Annotated in this window: 16 protein-coding genes; 5 read left to right on the plus strand and 11 right to left on the minus strand. The window is 63.6% G+C overall.

The genetic code is table 11. From position 1 onward, the window contains the following. Nucleotides 1–4 precede the first annotated feature (4 nt). The 4 genes from HBA54_RS14520 to HBA54_RS14535 all read right to left on the minus strand — a co-directional run bounded on the left by HBA54_RS14520 (nucleotide 5) and on the right by HBA54_RS14535 (nucleotide 4,238). Nucleotides 5–1,105 carry an ABC transporter ATP-binding protein gene (locus HBA54_RS14520; RefSeq protein WP_167225780.1) on the minus strand — a complete coding sequence of 367 codons (1,101 nt, stop codon included), beginning with the start codon at nucleotides 1,103–1,105 and terminating at the stop codon, nucleotides 5–7. A gap of 17 nt (nucleotides 1,106–1,122) precedes the next feature. Then, the gene (locus HBA54_RS14525) at nucleotides 1,123–2,004 is read right to left on the minus strand and encodes a carbohydrate ABC transporter permease (RefSeq protein WP_167225782.1); all 882 of its coding nucleotides are present in this window, start codon (nucleotides 2,002–2,004) and stop codon (nucleotides 1,123–1,125) included. After that, complete coding sequence (locus tag HBA54_RS14530; RefSeq protein WP_205944655.1) at nucleotides 2,001–2,885, minus strand: carbohydrate ABC transporter permease; 885 nt, start codon at nucleotides 2,883–2,885, stop codon at nucleotides 2,001–2,003. The genes HBA54_RS14525 and HBA54_RS14530 overlap by 4 nt, the downstream gene beginning before the upstream one ends. An 84-nt stretch (nucleotides 2,886–2,969) precedes the next feature. Then, nucleotides 2,970–4,238 (minus strand): ABC transporter substrate-binding protein, encoded by a 1,269-nt coding sequence (locus HBA54_RS14535; protein ID WP_167225784.1) that lies wholly within the window; start codon nucleotides 4,236–4,238, stop codon nucleotides 2,970–2,972. A gap of 255 nt (nucleotides 4,239–4,493) precedes the next feature. Here HBA54_RS14535 and HBA54_RS14540 point away from each other — a divergent pair, with 255 nt between their 5' ends. Both HBA54_RS14540 and HBA54_RS14545 read left to right on the plus strand, forming a co-directional pair. After that, on the plus strand, nucleotides 4,494–5,603 hold the full coding sequence (locus HBA54_RS14540; RefSeq protein ID WP_167225786.1) for a LacI family transcriptional regulator: 1,110 nt from the start codon (nucleotides 4,494–4,496) through the stop codon (nucleotides 5,601–5,603). 32 nt (nucleotides 5,604–5,635) lie between these two features. Continuing rightward, nucleotides 5,636–6,889, plus strand: a complete 1,254-nt coding sequence (locus HBA54_RS14545) for a YbiU family protein (protein WP_167225788.1) — start codon at nucleotides 5,636–5,638, stop codon at nucleotides 6,887–6,889. 10 nt (nucleotides 6,890–6,899) lie between these two features. On the opposite strand, the gene HBA54_RS14550 is transcribed toward HBA54_RS14545, so the two are convergent. Both HBA54_RS14550 and pobA read right to left on the minus strand, forming a co-directional pair. Continuing rightward, nucleotides 6,900–9,110, minus strand: coding sequence for a C45 family autoproteolytic acyltransferase/hydrolase (locus tag HBA54_RS14550; protein WP_167225790.1), 2,211 nt, complete (start codon nucleotides 9,108–9,110; stop codon nucleotides 6,900–6,902). A gap of 168 nt (nucleotides 9,111–9,278) precedes the next feature. Then, on the minus strand, nucleotides 9,279–10,451 hold the full coding sequence (gene pobA / locus HBA54_RS14555; protein ID WP_167225792.1) for a 4-hydroxybenzoate 3-monooxygenase: 1,173 nt from the start codon (nucleotides 10,449–10,451) through the stop codon (nucleotides 9,279–9,281). A 158-nt stretch (nucleotides 10,452–10,609) separates the two neighbouring features. Here pobA and HBA54_RS14560 point away from each other — a divergent pair, with 158 nt between their 5' ends. Beyond that, nucleotides 10,610–10,852 (plus strand): HP1242/YdcH family protein, encoded by a 243-nt coding sequence (locus HBA54_RS14560; RefSeq protein ID WP_167225794.1) that lies wholly within the window; start codon nucleotides 10,610–10,612, stop codon nucleotides 10,850–10,852. Between the two features lie 29 nt (nucleotides 10,853–10,881). Here the strand turns inward: HBA54_RS14560 and HBA54_RS14565 are convergent, their stop codons facing one another. The 4 genes from HBA54_RS14565 to HBA54_RS14580 form a co-directional block, all read right to left on the minus strand. After that, entirely contained in the window at nucleotides 10,882–12,480 is a 1,599-nt protein-coding gene (locus HBA54_RS14565; protein ID WP_167225796.1) for an ABC transporter substrate-binding protein, read from the minus strand. 102 nt (nucleotides 12,481–12,582) lie between these two features. Continuing rightward, entirely contained in the window at nucleotides 12,583–14,187 is a 1,605-nt protein-coding gene (locus HBA54_RS14570; RefSeq protein ID WP_167225798.1) for an MBL fold metallo-hydrolase RNA specificity domain-containing protein, read from the minus strand. A gap of 115 nt (nucleotides 14,188–14,302) precedes the next feature. After that, a complete protein-coding gene (locus tag HBA54_RS14575) occupies nucleotides 14,303–15,349 on the minus strand; it encodes a zinc-dependent alcohol dehydrogenase family protein (RefSeq protein WP_167225800.1) in 1,047 nt (348 codons plus the stop codon). Nucleotides 15,350–15,386: 37 nt separating this feature from the next. After that, nucleotides 15,387–16,571 carry a mandelate racemase/muconate lactonizing enzyme family protein gene (locus tag HBA54_RS14580; protein WP_167225802.1) on the minus strand — a complete coding sequence of 395 codons (1,185 nt, stop codon included), beginning with the start codon at nucleotides 16,569–16,571 and terminating at the stop codon, nucleotides 15,387–15,389. 195 nt (nucleotides 16,572–16,766) lie between these two features. Here HBA54_RS14580 and HBA54_RS14585 point away from each other — a divergent pair, with 195 nt between their 5' ends. After that, nucleotides 16,767–17,705 (plus strand): NAD(P)-dependent oxidoreductase, encoded by a 939-nt coding sequence (locus tag HBA54_RS14585; RefSeq protein WP_167225804.1) that lies wholly within the window; start codon nucleotides 16,767–16,769, stop codon nucleotides 17,703–17,705. A 6-nt stretch (nucleotides 17,706–17,711) separates the two neighbouring features. Here the strand turns inward: HBA54_RS14585 and HBA54_RS14590 are convergent, their stop codons facing one another. Continuing rightward, on the minus strand, nucleotides 17,712–19,250 hold the full coding sequence (locus tag HBA54_RS14590; RefSeq protein ID WP_167225806.1) for an alkaline phosphatase family protein: 1,539 nt from the start codon (nucleotides 19,248–19,250) through the stop codon (nucleotides 17,712–17,714). 250 nt (nucleotides 19,251–19,500) lie between these two features. Between HBA54_RS14590 and HBA54_RS14595 the strand changes: the two genes are divergently transcribed. Continuing rightward, nucleotides 19,501–19,782, plus strand: coding sequence for a hypothetical protein (locus HBA54_RS14595; protein WP_167225808.1), 282 nt, complete (start codon nucleotides 19,501–19,503; stop codon nucleotides 19,780–19,782). The last annotated feature ends 88 nt before the right edge of the window (nucleotides 19,783–19,870 follow it).

Consider the following 19,870-nt stretch of genomic DNA (forward strand, 5'->3'; position numbering starts at 1 on the left):
TGATCTAGTTGATCCGCATTTCCGTCTGCGGATCGAAGAAATGCACCTTATCCATATTGAATGCCAGCGGCACCCGGTCGCCCGGCGCAATACGCTCGCTGGAACGCACCCTTGCCGTTACCTCCTTCTCGCCGAGGCGCGTGACGACGAACTTATCCGCCCCCGTGGGCTCCACGACGTCGATGCCGCATTCCAGCGTTTCAATGAAGCGGGCCGAACGGTCGGCGCTGGAAACGTCGGTCACGTCTTCCGGACGCACACCGAAAACGATATCCCTGCCGGCATGGGCCCGCAGCGCTTCCGAAGGTTCGGAAACCGGCAGGCTGACTGCGCCGATCTGAACCGAAGTTGCGCCATTAGCCTGATGAAGGCTGGCGGGCATGAGGTTCATGGTGGGCGAACCCATGAAGTCGGCAACGAAAACATTGGCCGGGTTCGAGTAAACCTCTTCCGGCGAGCCGACCTGCTGCAGAATCCCGTCCTTCAGCACAGCGATCTGGGTCGCCAGGGTCATCGCTTCAATCTGGTCATGGGTCACATAGACGATGGTGGTGGCCAGTGCCTGGTGCAGCTTCTTGATCTCGGTGCGCATGTCCACACGCAGCTTGGCGTCGAGGTTCGACAGCGGCTCGTCGAAAAGAAACACCTGGGGATCGCGCACCAGGGCGCGGCCCATGGCGACGCGCTGGCGCTGGCCGCCGGAAAGCTGGCCTGGGCGGCGTTTCAGCAGCGGCTCGATCTGCAGCATATCGGCGACCTTGGCCACCGCCGCATCGCGCTCTGCCTTCGCCACGCCGCGCATCTCCAGCCCGAAAGCGATGTTCTCCGCGACATTCATGTTGGGATAGAGCGCATAGGACTGGAACACCATGGCGATATCCCTCTCCGAGGGATGCAGATCGTTCACCGGCCGGCCGGCAATACGGATCTCCCCCGCGCTGACGGTCTCCAGCCCCGCGATGCTGTTCAGCAGCGTGGACTTACCGCAGCCCGAAGGCCCGACGAGTACCAGAAAGCCACCCTCTTCGATGGCGATGTTGATGCCTTTCAGCACATCGACATCGCCGAAGGACTTGCGCAGATTGTGGATTTCGAGAAAGGCCATGGTTACCTCTTGATCCCCTACCCTTTGACGGCGCCGGCCATCAGCCCGCGCACGAAGTAGCGGCCGGAGACGATGTAGACGATCAGCGTCGGCAAGGCGGCGAGGATCGCTCCGGCAAAATGGACATTGTATTCCTTCACCCCCGTGGAGGAAGAAACCAGATTGTTCAAAGCCACCGTCATCGGCTGGCTGTCGAAATCGGCGAAGGAAGCACCGAAGAGGAAGTCGTTCCAGACGTTGGTGAACTGCCAGATCACCGTGACCACGATGATCGGTCCGGAAGACGGCAGCAGGATCCGCTGGAAGATACGAAAGAAGCCGGCTCCGTCGATGGTCGCAGCACGGACCAGTTCGCTGGGAAAGGCATCGTAGTAGTTGCGAAAGAACAGCGTGGTGAAGCCGAGACCATAGACGACATGGACCATCACCAAGCCCCAAGTCGTGCCGGCGATACCCAGAAGCCCGAGAATACGGGCCATGGGGATCAGCACGATCTGGAACGGAATGAAGCAGGAAAACAGCATCAGACCGAAGATGATCCGGTGGCCGCGGAACTGCCACTTGGTGAGGACATAGCCGTTCAGTGCGCCCAGAAAGGTTGAGATCAGTACCGCCGGCACCACCATGACCAGGGAATTGACGAAGTAGGGGGAAAGGCCCGTCGGCTCGACGCCGATCTGCGCTTCGCTCCAGGCCTGCACCCAGGGGGTGAAAGTGAAAACCTCCGGCAGCGCCAGCATGTTGCCGGAGCGGATCTCGTCCAGCGGCTTCACCGAGTTCACCAGCATGACGAAGAGCGGCAACAGATAGTAGACCGCAAAGACGATCAGCACCGCGTAGATCGCTGCCCGGGCAATCGCGCCGCTGCGCAGGGCGACAGCATTGCCGGCCCCGCTCACGTCCGCTTCTCCCGCAGTTCGCTGTAGAGATAGGGAATGATGATGGAGGCGATCATGATCAGCATGATCACCGCCGAGGAGGCGCCGACCCCCATCTGATTGCGGGTGAAGGTGTAGGAGTACATAAAAGTCGCCGGCAGTTCCGTTGCCCGGCCGGGACCGCCGTTGGTCAGGGCGATCACCAGGTCGTAGGCCTTGATCGCCAGGTGGGCCAAGACGACGAAGGCGGAAAGGAAGGCCGGGCGCAGCATCGGAATGACGATGCGGCGATAGAGTCTCCAGGCCGAGGCGCCGTCGATCTGCGCCGCCTTCAGGATCTCGTTGTCGATGCCGCGCAGGCCCGCCAGGAACATCGCCATGACAAAGCCGGAAGACTGCCAGACGGCGGCGATGACGATGGTGTAGATCGCCATATCGCGATCCTTGATCCACCTGAACTCGAAGGACTCCCAGCCCCAGAGGTGCATCACGTGCTCCAGGCCGATGCCGGGGTCGAGGAACCACTTCCAGGCGGTCCCGGTGACAATGAAGGAGAGCGCCATGGGATAGAGAAAGACCGGCCGCAACACGCCCTCGCCGCGTATTTTCTGGTCCAGCAGGATGGCCAGACCCAGTCCGATGACGGTGCAGATGACGATGTAGAGGATACCGAAGATCGCCAGATTGCCGAGGGCGGTGGACCAATGGCGCAGACCGAAGAGCTTGAAGTAGTTGGTGAAGCCGACCAGGTCGAAGGACGGCAGCATGCGGGAATCGGTGAACGAGAGATAGCCGGTAAAGACGATGAAGCCGTAGACGAAAATCAGGATCAGCACAAAGCTGGGCGACAGCACCAGCCGCGGCAGCAGGTCTTGGATCTGATTGCGCAGACGCATCGGCATGGCGAAGTCATCCAGCCCCGAGAAGAGAACCCCTGGGAAAGCGGCGCCCGGGCCGGGCCCGGGCGCCGTTACACTGCGGCAGGGTTACTGCGCGGCTTCCACCGCGTTGATCAGTTCCTCGGCAGCCGTCGCAGCATCGTATTCGCCATTGAAGTGCGCGGTCACCACGTCGTAGATCGCATTCTTCACCGACGCCGGGGCCGCATGGCCATGCGCCATGGACCCGAAGAGCTTGCCGGAATCGCTGGCCGCCGCCAGTTCCTTCATGCCCTTCTTGCCGCAGGCATCGAAGTCCGCATCGGAGACATCGGTGCGCGCCGGAACCGAGCCCTTCACCACATTGAACGCCGACTGGAAGGACGGCGCCATGATGGAGGAGGCCAGCTTCACCTGGGCGTCGCGCCGATCGTCACCGACCGAGAACATGGCGAACTGATCGGAATTGAAAGTCACCGTGCCCTGGGTACCGGGGAAACGGAAACAGAGGAAATCCTGATCCGGCTGCAGGCCGGCCTTCAGGAATTCGCCCTTGGCCCAGTCGCCCATGAACTGAACGCCGGCCTTACCTTCGATCACCATGGCCGAGGCCAGGTTCCAATCGCGCCCGGAAAAATTGTCATCGACGAAGCCGCGCAGGGTCGCCATGCGGTCGAAGGCTTCCTTCATCTCCGCGCCGCCCAAGGCTTTGGGGTCGAGATCGACAAAGGCGGCCTTGTAGAGCTCGGGACCGCCGACGCTCATCACCACCGCATCGAAGATGGTTGCGTCCTGCCAGGCCTGACCGCCATGGGCCACCGCGGTATAGCCGGCCGCCTTGATCTTGGTAAGCGCCGCGACCAGTTCGTCCCAGGAGGTCGGCTGGGCAATCTCCAGTTCGTCGAAGATCTTCTTGTTGGCCCAGACCCAGTTGGTCGAGTGCACGTTCACCGGCGCGGAAATCCACTTGCCTTCGTGCTTGGCAAAACGTTGCAGCGCCGCCGGCACGACCTTGTCCCAGTTCTCAGAAGCCGCCAACGCATTGAGATCGGCAAGTGCGCCTTCCTGGGCCCAGTCCTGGATATCGAAGCCCAGCATCTGCACCGCGGTTGGCGCATTACCGGCAGTCACCCGGGCGCGCAGCACGGTCATGGCCTGTTCGCCGCCGCCGCCGGCAACGGGCATGTCCTGCCAACCGACACCCTTGCCCTCCAGATCTTCCTTCAGAACGTTGAGGGCGGCCGCTTCGCCGCCGGACGTCCACCAATGCAGAACTTCCACGTCCTGCGCCGCAGCGGCCGGGCCTCCGGCCAGACCTCCCGCCAACAGACCCAGTGCAACGAGGCTGGTCGACAGTTTCAAGGCAAAGCGGTTCATTCTTGTCCTCCCAGTTTCTTTCTTGCGATGAACATTCGCAGCTGAACTATCTGTAACGTTACAGTTCATTCCGGTCAACTCTCGCTTGCGGGAACCAAATACGTCACATATTAAATAATTGTTTTTGTTATATATTTTAGATCATACTTCTTCATAATCTCCCTCGGGTCCGATGATCTCTATTGTGATCTGTAACGATACAGGTATATTCGACGAAATCTCGATGGGACCACCTGAGGGCGGCGTTGGACGATTATGGCCCCCAAAAACAAGGCTGAGACAGCGGCGGCAGCGCGCCAGGCGGCGGCGCGCGGTGGAGCGGCTTCGTCCGCCGATCCGGGCAGACGGCCGACCCTGAAAACCATCGCCGAGATCGCCAACCTGGGGGTTACCACCGTATCTCGGGCCCTGAAGGACGGGCCCGAGATCGGCGCCGAGACCAAGAAACGCGTGCGCCGCATCGCCAGCGACATCGGCTACCGCCCGGACCGCGCCGGCGTGCGGCTGCGCACCGGCAAGACCAACGTGATCAGCCTGGTCCTCAATCCCCATGAAGAGGTTGTCGGCTACGGCACCTCGATGATCTTCGGCATTTCGCAGGCTCTGCGCGATACCGCCTATCACCTGGTGGTGACGCCCCACTTCCTGCAGGGCGACCCCATGGAGCCGATCCGCTACATCATCGAGACCGGGTCGGCCGACGGCATCATCCTGTCGCGCACCCGGCCCCAGGACGAACGTATTCGCTATCTCCTGGAGATGGGTTTCCCTTTCATCTGTCATGGGCGCAGCGAACTGGCGACGCCCCATCCGTTTCACGACTTCGACAACTATGCCTTTGCCTTCGAGGCGGTGAAAAGACTCACGCAGAAAGGGCGCCGTCGGCTCTGCATCATCGCCCCGCCGCAGGGCGTGACCTACCATAACCACATGATGATGGGCTTCGAGCGGGCGGCCCACCAGTTCGGCGCCGCCATGGTGCCCGCCCGGGGTATCGACACAGATACCGCGCCGGACGAAATCCGCTCTGCCATCTGCGCCATGATGAGCCAGGACAATCCGCCGGACGGCTTCGTCTGCAGCGGCGACGTCTCCGCCCTGGCTCTGACCGCCGGGCTGCGCGACGCCGGCCTGACCCCCGGCCGCGATACCGACCTGGTTGCCAAGCAGACCTCGCCGGTACTCGATCATACGACCCCGGCGATGGACACGATCTACGAAGACCTGGCGGCGACGGGCCAGACGCTGGCGAGCCTGTTGGTCCGGCGCATAAACGACGAGCCGGTGGAGCAGCTGCAAAGCCTTCGCGAACCGGAGCTGCGTTTCAGAACCCCCTGCCCGCCGCAGGCCGCCAAGAACAGCTGACCGGCAGAAGACGCCGACTGGGAGGACCCGACATGCCAGACCTGCAAACATCCGACCTGAACGACACGATCCGCCAATACATCATCGAAGCCAAGGCCGAACTCCGCGCAAAGCAGAACGTCGTCGCGGCTTTCGCCAAGCTAAGCGAGGCTATGCGCCGTGAGGTCGAAAGCCTGCTGAACGAAGAGGCGAAAGAAGGATCGGCCGTCCCGCAGATCGACTTTGCCGCGGTGCAGGGCGGCAAGGTCTCCGATGCACAGCGCCGGCAGATCCGCCGGCGCGGCGCCGTGGTGATCCGCGGCGTCTTCCCCCGCGCGCGCGCCGAAGCCTGGAACCAGGAGATCGGCGCTTATATCGCCGAAAACGACTACCTGCAGAAAGCGCAGGAAAAGTCCGGCATGGACAAGTACTTCGACCAGTTGAACGCGGGCCGGCCGCAGATCTACGGCCTCTATTGGTCGAAGCCCCAGATCATGGCCCGTCAGGCTGAGGAAATGGCCGAGACCAAGCGCTTCCTGAACCGCTTGTGGGACGTGCGCGGCCCGGTCGGCGACGAGTTCGATGCGGACAACGACTACGCCTATGCCGACCGGACAAGGCGGCGCCAGCCCGGCGACAGTCAGCTCGGCCTCTCGCCGCATATGGACGCAGGTTCCTATGAGCGCTGGATCGATCCGGCCTTTCAAAAGATTTACGAGCCTGTCTTCGCCGGCGACTGGACCGCCTACGACCCCTGGAAAGCCACCTACCGCACCCAGACGCGCGAATACGCCTCCCCCGCGGTCTGCTCCATGTTCCGCTCCTTCCAGGGCTGGACGGCCTTGACGACGCAGGGCCCCAACGACGGCACCCTGCAACTGGTGCCCGTCGCCTCGGGCATCGCCTATATGCTGCTGCGCGCGCTTCAACCGGATGTGCCGGAGGACGCGCTTTGCGGCGCCCTGCCGGGGAAGGCGCTCTGTGCGGACGCGGCCTGGCACGGCGATCTTCTGGAAGGGCTGGTTTCGATCCCGACGGTCGAGCCGGGCGACACGGTCTGGTGGCACCCGGACCTGATCCACGCCGTCGAAGACGTCCACAGCGGCAGCGGCGAGTCCAATGTGATCTACATAGGCGCCTCACCGCGCTGCGCCAAGAACGAGGCCTATGCGCGCAAGCAGGCCGCCCACTTCCTGGCCGGGCAAAGCGCGCCAGATTTCGCGGCGGAGAACTACGAGGTCGATTTCAAAGGGCGCGCCACGCCGGATGACCTGACCGACCTCGGCCGCGCCCAGATGGCGCTTTAGGCGGCGCGGCCTACTCCGCGGTCACGAAGTTTGCTTCGGGCAGTTCGACGGCCTGTCCGCCCTCTTCACTGACCGCCGCCAAGAGATCGAGCCAGTTGTCGAAGTCGAAATGGGCCGGCTCGTCCTTGCCAAAGGTCTCCTCCTGAATCGACGTGAGCAGATTTTTTGCCTCTTCCAGGCGCGCGCTGCGCCCGTCCCAGCCGGTGCCGCCGTGGCGCAGGTCCTCGGTAACCGCCGACAACAGAGCGACCAGGGCCGCCTCGTAAGGATGTATCAGCGGCATCGCCCGCGGGACGTCGACGGGCCAGTCCGCGGCGATGGCCGGGGCATCGTTCTGCCAGGCCCAGATCGCACGCAGCAGCCGCCAGTCCTTTTCCGCCGAAGTGTAGTCGCCCGCCGCATGGTTCAGGCGGGCACGCATATAGTGATAAGGCACCTCGACAATGCGGTCCATGGCCGCCAGCTCGATGGCGGAGCCGACGAGGTGGATCGCCCGCGCCAGGCCTTCCTGTTTTTCCGCTGCTGTGGGGCGCCGGCGTAGCAGATCCCCCTGGGAATCGCGCGGCCGCGAGACCGCCAGCCGGGCCCAGAGGTAGCGCACCAGAGACTCCTCCCAGTTCTTGCGGCCGCCGTCGGCGTAGTGGCTGATACGTTGCAGCGGCTCCGGCGCTACCGGGGTCAAGTCGAAGGCGGCCCAGTCGACTTGCCAGCCGAGGTAGCTGCTATGGGGGCTGGGCTGGCGGTCGCCGGTCGTCATCCAGACCGCGTCGTGGCCCGCTCGTCGCGCCGGATCGGCCAGCACGATACTGGTGAGCTGACTGTAAACCTTGCGCGGCACGCGGCCATAGGCGCGCTCCGCCGTCATCGGATCAGGCGGCGTCGGCATACCCTGGCGCAGCTTCTCCAACGCCCCGTCGCGGCTGGAGGCGAGCCAGTTCATCGCCCAGGTGAGGTCGATGCGGCCCTGGCCGGCATCAGCCTTCAGCGCTTCCGACACCGAGTCATAGCGCGCGTGGGTTTCCAGCCACTTGCCAAAGGTCGGGCTGAAGTGATTGTCGTCTTCGTCGAAAAGACGTTCGGCCATGTCGTGATGCAGGAAATGGTTGGTCTGGGGGACCGCCTCATCCTCGTGTTTCATCACCCGGACCCGCTCGCCGTTCATTTCGATGCGACAGACCTGGCCGGTTTTGGCATCGGAGACGAGGATCGTCCAGGCGGCGAAGTGCTTACTGTCCTTCACCAGATCCACGGCCTCGTCGACCGAGGCCGCTTCGCGCAGCACGCGCTGCTGGACGAAGGGGCAGATGTCGCCATGGCCGAAGAGAAAGCCGCTTTCGAACTGGGTCGTCGAAAGCTGGTGCAGGGAAACCGAGATGCCCGCATCGTTCAGGCCGGAGATACCGCCTGGATAGATAAGGCCCGCCGTGCCGAAGGCAGCATATTTGTGCCAGCCCGCGTTCTCACCGGTTTCGTCCAACAGCGATAGAACCGGTGCCTTGTTCCAATGAAAGAGATCCGCGTCGAGATTGCGGCCATGCAGCAGGCGTCCATCACGGGTCAGAGCGCCGGGCACGGCAAATCCGGTGCAGCCGAAATCAATGCGGTTGTTGGGCCCGCTCATGGCGGCGAGGGCAGCGCCGATGTCGTGCTGCTTCTCCGGTTCGTGCTTTGCTTCTTCCAGGTAGTTTTTAGTATCGGGGTCGGCGAGTGACGGCAGCACAAGCGCCAGAATGGCCGGTGCCCTGATCGCCCGCACGCCGGGGATCTGGAAAATCCGCGACAGGCCGTCGATGATGTTGCCGACCTCGATCGCAATCAAGGCATCGCGCACCTCCAACAGCGAGAATGCGGGATCGTCCAGCCCCGCCATATAGCCTTCGGCGAGGCCATCGACTGCTTTCCGGAACTCGTCACTCGAATCCTTCAAAATCCGGTCGCTGTAGCAGCGATAGAGCGCCGAGGCGACATGGCGCAGGGTCTCGTTCTCCAGGTTCACCCCGCGGGCAATGGTGGAGACGATCTCCGGAAACGCGCCGTCCTGGATCTCCTGGGCCAGCAGCCGCCCATGGTCATAGGCCATATCCGGAAAGCTGCCGCGCTGCTTCAGCACGAAAAAGGGTTGGCCCTTGACGGTCAGGCGCCTGAGGCTGCTTTCCGCACGCCCCTGCCCCGCCGGCAGGATCTCCGGATCCCGGTCCAAGCCCTCAATTGCGTCGCTCATCGCCCTCTCCCTTGCCGATTGCGTCCCTGGTCTTGCTGGGCGCCACCTTAGAGGCTCGCCACCCAGGGGATGTGGGGGAAATCACACTACTCCACCGCTCGCCAGACTAGGCACAAAGGGGGAGAGGGGCCAAAGGGCAAAGAAGTGCCGCCCAGGTCCAGACATACCTCAGTACGGCAGGCCGACGTAGTTTTCCGCCAGCGAGGCCGAAGCGGCCCTGGAAGAGACAAGGTATTCCAGTTCCGCGAGCTGGATCTTCCGGCCGAAACCGCCTTGTTCGGGGAAATGGTGCAGCATCGAGGTCATCCACCAGGAAAACCGCTCCGCCTTCCAGATGCGCGCCAGGGCCTTCGTGGAATAGGCATCAAGACCGGCCGTTGAACTCTCGCCGTAGAATTCGATCAGCGCCTCGGAGAGATAGCGCACATCGCCGGCCGCCAGGTTGAGCCCCTTGGCCCCCGTGGGTGGCACGATGTGGGCGGCGTCCCCGGCCAGAAAAAGACTGCCAAAACGCAACGGCTCCGCCACGAAGCTGCGCAGGGGCGCGACCGACTTCTCCAGCGCCGGCCCGGTCGTCAGCCGTTCCGCCGCCTCCGGGTCAAGCCGAGACCGCAACGCATCCCAAAAGCGTTGATCGCTCCAGTTCCCGACCTTCTCATCGGCCGGGCATTGCAGGTAGTAGCGGCTGCGGGTCATCGAACGCATCGAACAGAGGGCAAAGCCATCTTCGTGGTACACGTAGATCAACTCGTCATCAACCGGCGGCACATCCGCCAGCAGGCCGAGCCAGCCGAAAGGATAGGCGCGCTCGAAGATCTCCAGGGCCCGTTCCGGAACCGACTGCCGGCTGACGCCGTGAAAGCCGTCGCAACCGGCGATGAAATCGCAGTGCAGGCTTTGCGCGACGCCGTCTTTCACGTAACGCACAACCGGTTTCGGCCCGTCAAAGTCGTGCAGCGACACATCGCCGGCTTCATAGACCGTTGGCGCTCCGGCGGCGGCGCGGGCTTCCATCAGATCGCGGGTGACTTCGGTCTGACCATAGACCGTCACCTGCTCGCCGCCGGTCAGGCCGGCCAGGTCGATGCGATGGCGCTGTCCGCCGAAGCAGAGATTCACCCCGCTATGGGGCAGGCCCTCGGCACGCAGGCGCTGATCGCAGCCGGCCCGCGCCATCAGCTCGACGGTGCCACGCTCCAGGACTCCTGCGCGAATGCGCCCGAGGACATAGTCCGCCGAACGCCGCTCCAGGATTACCGTCTCTATACCTTGACGATGCAGCAACTGGCCGAGCAGCAAACCGGCGGGGCCGGCCCCGATGATGGCCACCTGGGTGCGCAAATCCCCCTCCTGTTCCACTGTCGGAGAGCGTTTCTGCCGCTCTCACTTTTACCCCGACCGCAGCATAGGGGGAGGACGGATTTTGACCAAGATCAATGATCTGCCGGGCCTCTCGGGGTCAACTGGATGGCAGGACCACAATCAAACAGGGCTAAACCATGACCCACACCCCCCATGAACTGGCTGAAGAGTTTCCCGAGGCAAGCGGCACGATCCATCGACTAAAGATGGAGTCCGCACACTTTGCACGCCTGGCGGACCAGTACCACACGGTCAATCGGGAGATTCATCGCATCGAGAGCGAAGTCGAGGCTGCTTCGGATCAGCGCAGCGAGACCCTGAAAAAGGAGCGGCTGGCGCTGAAGGACGAAATCGCCCAGATGCTGCACGACGCTTCCTAGCCAGCGCCGGGGGGGGGCTAGAACATACCCTAGTTCACCTGTACCCAGCGCAGGATGAAGAAGTTGTCGGCGCGCTGGGTCATCTCGACGTTCTGCTTCATGCCCCAGACCAGGGGCTGGACGTAAAGCGGGACGTAGGCCACATCCTGCTGCAGCCGGCCATGGACCTCGTCCAGCATCGCCTGGCGGGCGGCGGGGTCGATCTCACGCTGAATCCTAGGCAGCAGTTCATCGATCCTGGCATCGGAAAAGCCGCCGAAGTTCCAGCTGCCCAGCTTCTTCTCCGCATCGGGGGTGGCCAGCAGGAAGCGGACCGGGTGCTCGGCATCGAAAGTGCCGGGCGACCAGCCGAGCAGGTACATGTCGAACTGGTCGGCGCGCAGTTCCGGCCAGTACTGGCGCACCGGCATGGTGTTCAGCTTCGCTTTGACGCCGACCTTGGCCAGCATGCCGACAACGGCGGTGCAGATGCTGGCGTCATTGATGTAGCGGTCGTTGGGGCAGGAAAGGCCGAAGCTGAAGCCATCGGGATAGCCGGCCTCCGTCAGCAGCGCCTTGCTCGCTTCCCGGTCGAAGGGGTAGCGCGCCGCAAGGCCGGGGCTGTAGCCGTGCATCGCCGGGCTGACCAGCAGACTGGCCGCCTCGGCATTGCCCCGCATGACCTTCTTGATCAGGGTATCGACGTCGATCGCCTGATAGACCGCCTTGCGTACCCGTGGATCACGGAAGGGATTGGCGTCAGCCGTTTCGTCGGAGAACTTCAGCGCCGCCGCCTCGTGGGCGAAGCCCAGCATGATGACCCGCGCTTCGATCCCCTGCATGACCTTCACCCCGGCCGCGGCCTCCAGGCGGGGGACGTCCTGCAGCGGCACCGGATTGATGAAATCGACCTCGCCGGAGATCAGGGCGGCGACCGCTGTCGCCTGCTGGGTGACGGGGGTAAAGATCGCCCGGGTGACGTTGTGCTCGGCCTCGCCCCACCACCCTTCGAAGGGTTCCAGCACCGTGCGCACGCCGGGGGAGCGCTCGACCACCTTGAAGGCACCGGTGCCGTTGGCATTCAGGGTGGCGAAACCCTCGCTCTGCGTGGTCGTGCGGGCCGTGCCGTTCTTCTCCGACCAGTCCTTGTCCATGATCATGAAGTTGGCGATGGAATCGGGAAAGATCGGATTGGGCGACCTGGTGAGAAAGTCGACCGTGAAATCATCGACTACCGCCACATCGCGCACCGGCGCGAAGAAGGAGCGGACATCGGCCTCCTCGGCACTGGCGCGCTGATAGGAAAACAACACGTCCTCCGCCGTGAAGGCGGCACCGTCGTGGAAGGTGACGCCGCGGCGCAGATGGAAGCGCCAGCCGTCGTCGCCCAGGGCTTCCCAGCGCTCCGCCAAGGCCCCTTCGATCTTCATGGCGCGGTCGCGGCGCACCAGACCTTCATAGACATTGTTCAGGAAGCCCAGGACCGGGGTCGAGTTGACCGCATGCGGGTCCAGCGTCTGAGGGTCGGTGGTCGCGGCCCAGCGGAATTCTTTTGCCTGGACCGCCGGAGCATGAAACGTCAGGGCGCCCAGCAGGACGAAAAGCGTGAGGACGGATAGGGTCGTCCTCTTGAGATCATAGGCATTCATCGTTCCAGTCTCCTTTCCGCTGGGCTTCCTCGGGGCTTCCCCTGGGCGGTCTCTGTGAAAGTCTATGCCCGACCGTCCCTGGCATTCAACCGCCGGAGCAGATCAGGATGAGGATTTCCCCTTACCCTCCAAGGCCCGCGAAACACGCCGCAGGATCACCCGGCGGGCCTTGTCGTCGGCGGCTTCTTCAAGCCTGTCCCGCAGATTGATCGAGAATTCCGCCAGGTCGTTGTGCCAGTCCAGACCGCGCAGAGACTCGCTCTGCAGGCGATGCGGCACCGGGCGGAACTGCACCTTGCCCTCGCCGGCCAGCAGATCCACTACATCGTCAAGCTGGGGAACGACGATCCGTTCGGCCGGCACCCCCATTTCCTCCAGCCCGTCGCGCAGGGCCGCCAGCCCCGCCTCCTCGCCATGGGTCAGAAATATCGCCGCCTTGACCGGCAGGCGGGCTTTCAGCCAAGCCAGCAGCTGGTCGCCATCGGCATGGCCCGAGTATACGTCGACCTGACGGATGGTCGCCTTCACACGCAGGTCTTCACCCTGGATCTTCACGGTGGAAGCGCCCCTCGACAACAAGGCTCCCAGCGTTCCCGGCGCCTGGTAGCCGACCAGCATAACGGTGGCGTCGTGACGCCAAAGATTGTTCTTCAGGTGATGGCGGATGCGCCCGGCATCGCACATGCCGCTGCCGGCAATGATGATTGCCCCGCCGGCAAAGCGGGCGATCATCTTGCTTTCTTCGACCGACTCGGTGAAGCGGATGTTCGGGCGCCGGAAGAGATCCGGCACGTTGGTTGTATCTTCCAGATCGGCGGCGTTCTTCGCAAAGACCCGGGTGGCCTTGATCGCCAGCGGCGAGTCGAGAAACACCGGCACCTTGGGCAGCAAACCGCGGTCGAAGAGCACCGAAAGGTCGAGCAGAAGCTCCTGGGTGCGTTCAACCGCAAAGGCGGGAATCAGAAGATTACCGCCGCGCTGCAGCGCCGCTTTTACCTCCTGCGCCAGGATCCGGCGGCGCTCTTCAGCGGTGGCGTCAGTTCGCCGGCGCCCGCCATAGGTCGACTCGCAGCAAACGTAGTCGAAGTTTTCCGGCGCCTCCGGGTCGGGATGAAACAGCTTGTGCTCCGGCCCGATATCCCCCGAAAACAGCAGGCGGCAGACCCGCGGGTTGTTCTGCCCGGTGGCGATTTCGATCTCAATCGACGCGGCACCGAGAATGTGGCCGGCGTTCCAGAACCGCGCCCGCACCCCCTCGCCGACTTCCCGCCAGGTTTCGTAGCCGATGATGGAAAAGGCCTCCAACGCCGCCTCCACATCGCGGCCGTTGTACATCGGCTCGACGGTCAGGCGGCCGCGCTGGGCATTGCGCCGGTTCAGTCTTTCGACCTCGCTCTCCTGGATATAGGCACTGTCGGGCAGCATGTAGCTGAGAAGATCGAAAGAGCCTTCGGTGGCGAAGATCGGGCCCTTGAAGCCCTGCTTCACCAGCTTGGGGATCAGGCCCGCGTGGTCGATATGGGCATGAGTCAGCAGGACGAAGTCGATCTTGGCGGGGTCAAACGGAAAGGCTCCGTAGTTCAGCGCCTTCAACGTCTTGGAGCCCTGGAACATACCGCAATCGACCAGAAACTGGCAGCGCTCCGTCCTCATCCAATAGCAGGAGCCGGTGACCGTTCCGGCAGCGCCGCAGAAACTTAGCAACATGAGCTATGCCTGAAATCCGTGTTGGTGCTGAAAGCCCGACACCCGGGCTCATTAACTTAAGATGCGCCACTATGAATAGTGACCCGCGGCAGCGGGTCTGTCACGGCTTCAGCCTCTAAAAACGGTCGATCACCGTAAAGCCCAGGGTATCGAAACTGCCCATGGTCGCCAGAACCGCCCCCGCTTCCTCCAGGGGAACCGTCTTTGTCACCAGGCGTGCCGGATCAAGCCGCCCTGCGGCGACCAGGCGCAGCATCGCGGGAAAATTCTGCGCCGGCATGCCCTTGCTGCCGAAGATCTCCAGTTCCTTGCCGATCACATCGTCGATCGGCACCTCCAACCGTCCGCCGGTCTGCCCGTTGGTCATACCGATCTGCAGATGGCGGCCCCGCTTGGTCAGGCTGTTCACGGCATTGGTGCAGGTCTGCTGGATACCCAGGGCATCGACCGAAACCTGGGCCCCGCCGGCGGTCAGATCGCGCACCGCCGCTGCCGGGTCATCCACGTCGGCGGCATTGATGGTGGCCGTTGCCCCCAGTTCTCCGGCCAGGGCCAGCTTGTCGCTGCCGATATCGACGGCAATCGCCTGGGCGCCGAGACAAGAGGCGATCTCGATCACCGAAAGACCGACCCCGCCGCAACCATAGACAACGATCCATTCCCCGGCGCCGAGCCGCACGCGTTCGGTCAATCCATGGAAAGCGGTCATGAACCGGCAACCCATGCCGGCGCCGGCAAGAAAGCTCACAGCCTCCGGCAGGACCACAAGGTTGCGGTCGGCCTGATCCACCGCAACGTACTGTGCGAAACCACCCCAGGAGCGGAAGCCCGGCATCACCGGGTCGTCGCAGATATGCGGCAGACCGTCGCCACACCAGGAGCAAACGCCATCGCCGCCGCTGAACGGCACGATCACGCGCTGGCCCACCGCGAAGCGTTTCACATCGGGACCGACGGCTTCGACGATGCCGCACATCTCATGACCCAGCACATGGGGCAGTTCCAGGAAGCCCGGCCAGTGCGCGGCCCAGGCATGCCAGTCGCTGCGGCAGATGCCGTTGGCCTCCACACGGATCACCGCACCGGCCTTGCCCGGCTCCGGGTCCGGCACCTCGCACAGGGCGAGCGGCGCGTTGTAAGCTTCCAGGACCGCTGCTTTCATACTCTGCTTACTCCCAGGGATTCATGTTTGAGCCCGATCACTCCGGGTGATCGCTCATTTCAAGATGGAGCGCCTCGCCCTCATAAGGGTGGGCGCGGGCCACCGCCTCGTCCAGCTCCACGCCAAGGCCGGGCTCCTCCGGCGGAATGACATAGCCTGCCTCCCAGCGGATCGGGCGTTTCAGTATTTCGCTGTGGAAACCGCCCCAGGTCTGGATCGATTCCAGGATCAGGAAATTCGGGCTGCAGGTACTGATCTGAATGTTGGCTGCGCCGACCACCGGCCCGCAGTAGAGATGCGGCGCGATCTGGGCATAGAAGGTCTCGGCCATGCCGGCGATCTTCTTGGCTTCCAGGATGCCGCCGACCCGGCCGAGGTTCATCTGCAGGATCGCTGCCGCCTCTGCCCGCAGCAAAGCGGAAAACTCGTACTTCGTGGTGAGCCGCTCGCCGCTCGCCACGGGGATCGTTGTGGCCCGCGCGACCTGGCCCATGGCGGCCGGGACTTCCGGCGGAGTCGGTTCCTCGAACCACAACGGATCATAGGGCTCCAGGCGCCTGGCAAGGCGGATCGCCCCGGCCGGCGTCATCTGTCCATGAGTGCCGAACAGCAGGTCGCAGGAGGACCCCACCGCCTCGCGCAAGCGTTTCACGAAAACCTCGCAGCGCTCCAACGCCTCCAGCGAGAGCTGGCGCGGATCGAAAGCGCTGTAGGGCCCGGCGGGGTCGAACTTCACAGCGGTAAAGCCCTGGGCGAGATACTCGCCCGCCCGCTCGGCGGCCAGATCCGGATCGCTGTAGACCCGCTCTTCCTCATCCGGCTTGGGGTAGAGGTAGGTATAGCTGCGCAGGCGCTCATGCACCTTGCCACCCAGAAGGTCATAGACCGGCCGGTCCAGTTCCTTGCCGACGATATCCCAGCAGGCCATCTCGATCCCGCTCAGCACACCCATCAACGAGGGGTCCGGGCGCTGGCTGTAGCCGCTGCTGTAGATCCGCCGCCACAGGCTTTCAATCTGAAAGGGATCAGCCCCCACCACCATCCGCTCGCAGACGTCGGCGATCATCTTCTCGACGGCCCGGGGATGAAACGGAAGGGAATAGACCTCACCGATGCCGGTCACGCCGCCATCGCTGGTCAGCTTTACGAAGACCCAGTAACGCCCGCCAAAATGCGGCGGCGGCGTCCCGACGACGAATACCTCAAAGGCACTGATCTTCATGCATGGACCCCCGGGCAACCGGGCCCGCCGACAACCGGTGGCGGACTCTCTGAGAACAGCACAGGATTACGCGACGTCACCAAGCCGCCCGTCAAGCCAAGAAACCCATCGACCCGGCCATACGAAGATTCTGGACAGGCTGCGGCGTCCGGGTTCTTCTGCAATTTCCGTAAAACCTTGAGCGGCGAGATCGACATGCGAATTGCCTTTATCGGCCTGGGCAACGTGGGCTTCCCCTTGGCCAGGAATCTTCTGAGAGCCGGCCACCAATTGACCGTCTTCGATCTCGACCCCGGGCGGGCCGCTCCCCTGGTGGAGGCCGGTGCCAGACTGGCCGGGTCCGGCCGGGACGCGGTTGAGGACGCCGAGGTCGCCGTCACCTCTCTGCCCAACCCCGCCGCTGTCTCGGCGGTTGTGCCGGGCGAGAACGGCCTGCTCTCGGCGCTGGCGTCCGGCAGCCTGTGGATCGAGATGAGCACAACCGACGAGGCGGACATGCGCCGCTTTGCCGAGGACGCCGCGGCGCGCGGCATCGATGTTCTGGAGGCACCGATCACCGGCGGCGCCAACCGCGCCTGGACCGGCGAGATCTCGATCCTGGTCGGCGGCGACGAGGCGGTCTTCGAGCGCTACCGCGATCTGCTGGGTGTCATGGGTGGCGCCATCGAACACATGGGGCCGATCGGTTCAGCCTCCGTCGTCAAGGTGATCACCAACATGCTGGCCTTCGTCCATCTCTGGGCCAGCGGCGAGGCCATGATGCTGGCCAAGCGCTCCGGCGTCGATCTGGCCAAGGCCTTTCACGGTATCCGCATCTCCTCCGGCAATTCCTTTGCGCACGAGACCGAGGGGCAGCTTGTCCTGAACGGCTCCTACAACTGCGCCTTTACCATGGCCCTGGCGCTGAAGGACATGCGCCTGGCGATGAAGCTGGGCCAGGAAAGCGAAACGCCCCTGGCGCTGGCGGAACTGGTCAACGGCTACTTCGAACAGGCGCAGCAGGCTTACGGAGCCGACGCCTGGTCCACCCAGGCGGTGAAGGTTCTGGAAGACCGGCTGGGCGATGCCCTGCGGGCGCCGGGCTTTCCGCCGCTGCTGGACGGCATGGGCGACGCCAGGGCAGAAAGCAGCTAGCCTTTTTTACCGGCGTGCCTCCAGCGGCCCGTCAGGAGTCAACGCGATGCCCGTCAGGCGGCGGTCGAGATAGCGGCTGCGCCAGGCCAGAAGCTTCTCGGCCATGGCGAGCCGCGGAGCCAGATAGTCCGCATCATCGGCAAGGTTGCGCAGCTCATCGGGGTCTTCCTGCAGATCGAACAGCAGCGGCGGCAGGCCGGTGAAGTGAACGTACTTGTAGCGCTCGTCCCGGATGACGGCGAGCGAACAGTCGTCGAGCTCGAGGCCCAGAGCCCCCTGCGCGCCGCCGCCGGTCACTTCACGGAAATCGAACTCCCAATGTGCCTCGCGGCGCCAGTCGACAGGCCGCTCGCCGTGCACAAAGGGGCTGAGCGAGCGCCCATCGGCGGGCCCGTCGCGGCTTGCACCCGACAGCTCCACCAGGGTCGGCATGACATCGACAGCCTCGGTGAAGTCAGAAACCCGACCACCAAAACCCTCGGGATGACGCGGGTCCCGCACGATCAGCGGGATGTGATAGGCCTGATCGAAGTAGCCGAACTTACCCAGGGTCCAATGGTCGCCCATCATCTCCCCGTGATCGCTGGTCAGTACGATGATCGTATCGTCCCAGGCGCCCCTGGCCTGCAGCGCCGCCGTCAGCCTCCCGATCTGACGATCCACTTCGGAGATCATGCCCCAGTAGGTGGCGCGAACGTTCCGAAAGGCTTCCTCCGGCCAGTCGGTCAACAGGCTCTCGCCATCCTCGACGAAGCAGAAACCGGCTGCCTTGGCCTGGTCCAGCCAATAGGCAAGATAGGGGTGCTGGGCGGCCTCGGTGGCCGGGTCGACGGCCCGGCGAAAGGCCGGGCCGCTGGCGGGATCGTAGAGCGTGTTGAAGGGCTCTGGCACGACGAAGGGCGGATGCGGCCGCAGAAAGGAGACATGGGCGCACCACGGCCCATCCTTGGGTTGCTCCGACAGCCAGTCGACAAAGGCGTCGGTCAGAAATGCGGTTTCGGTCTCGTCCTGGCTGAAGCGCGGCGGCGCCGTGGTCGGAAATCGGGGTCGGCCTTCGGGTGGCAGGAAAAGCGCCCAAGGGTCTTCGGGCAGGTCATGGCCGCGCGCTGTCATCCAGTCGAACCAGGGTTTATTGTCCTCCGTCAGTTTTGCTTCGGCGGTGAAGCCGGGCAGCACCCCCTCGTAACTGTTGAGACGCGGATCATCGGGCGTCGTGGTCCGAGGATCGATGGACTGGTCGGTATAGCCGAAGAGCCGCGGCTCATAACCGCGGCGCTGCAGTGCCAGGGCAATGTTGTCATGGCGGGCGTCCAGCGGCGTCCCGTTGCGCAGGACACGATGGTTCATCTGGTAGAGCCCCGTGTAGAGCGAAGCGCGCCCGGGCGAACAGGGTGCCGCCTGGGCATAATGCCGGGCGAAGGTAACGCCCCGGGCCGAGAGATCGTCGATGGCCGGTGTCCGCAAGACCGGATGACCCGCAGGACCGAGACAATCCCCGCGCCACTGATCGGCTGTGATCAGCAAGATGTTTGGTGCTTCTGCCAAGCCCGTCTCCTATGAACGTCCCCTGCCTTTCAGCATGCTTTGCAGGGCAAGACAACTCTCCGCCCGATCCTCTTTTGGTGACAGACAAATTCGATCCACACGGCACGTCGAAATACGAAGATCGCATAGAATGTATGTCAAATCGTTTAAACAAAACAAACAAGCTACTTTTGTCATTCAACGGAAACTAAAAAGTTCTTTAGCTTAATCGCTGGCGCGTAAGAACTGGAAACCAGCGAATAGTCAAAACATGCCAAGCCGACAACCCAAGCACAGTGCACCGCTTCGACTTGGCCACAGCGGCGCCTTCCCTGCAGTCGTGCTGCTGGTGCTGATCAGCACGCTGGCGGTGGTCTTTCCACCCGGCATCGATAAGGAAGAGGCCATGGCCGCGGTTCGTGAAAACTCGGAAACCGCGAGCCAGTCGGTGCAGAAGGTCGCGAGCGCATCAGGCATCGTGTCGCAGAACACCCAGGAGCTTGATGACAATCTCTGCAAGCTGCTGGACGGCCTGCGCAGCAACCGCGCCTGACCGGCGCCGGCCCTGGGGCGAGTCCATGGCCCAGGGCTTGTCCGGCGCTATCGCGTCTGACGGCTTGCGCCCGACGCTTCTGCCGCTT

This window comes from Pelagibius litoralis, assembly GCF_011683915.1.
In the GTDB taxonomy this organism is placed as follows: Bacteria; Pseudomonadota; Alphaproteobacteria; order Kiloniellales; family Kiloniellaceae; genus Pelagibius; species Pelagibius litoralis.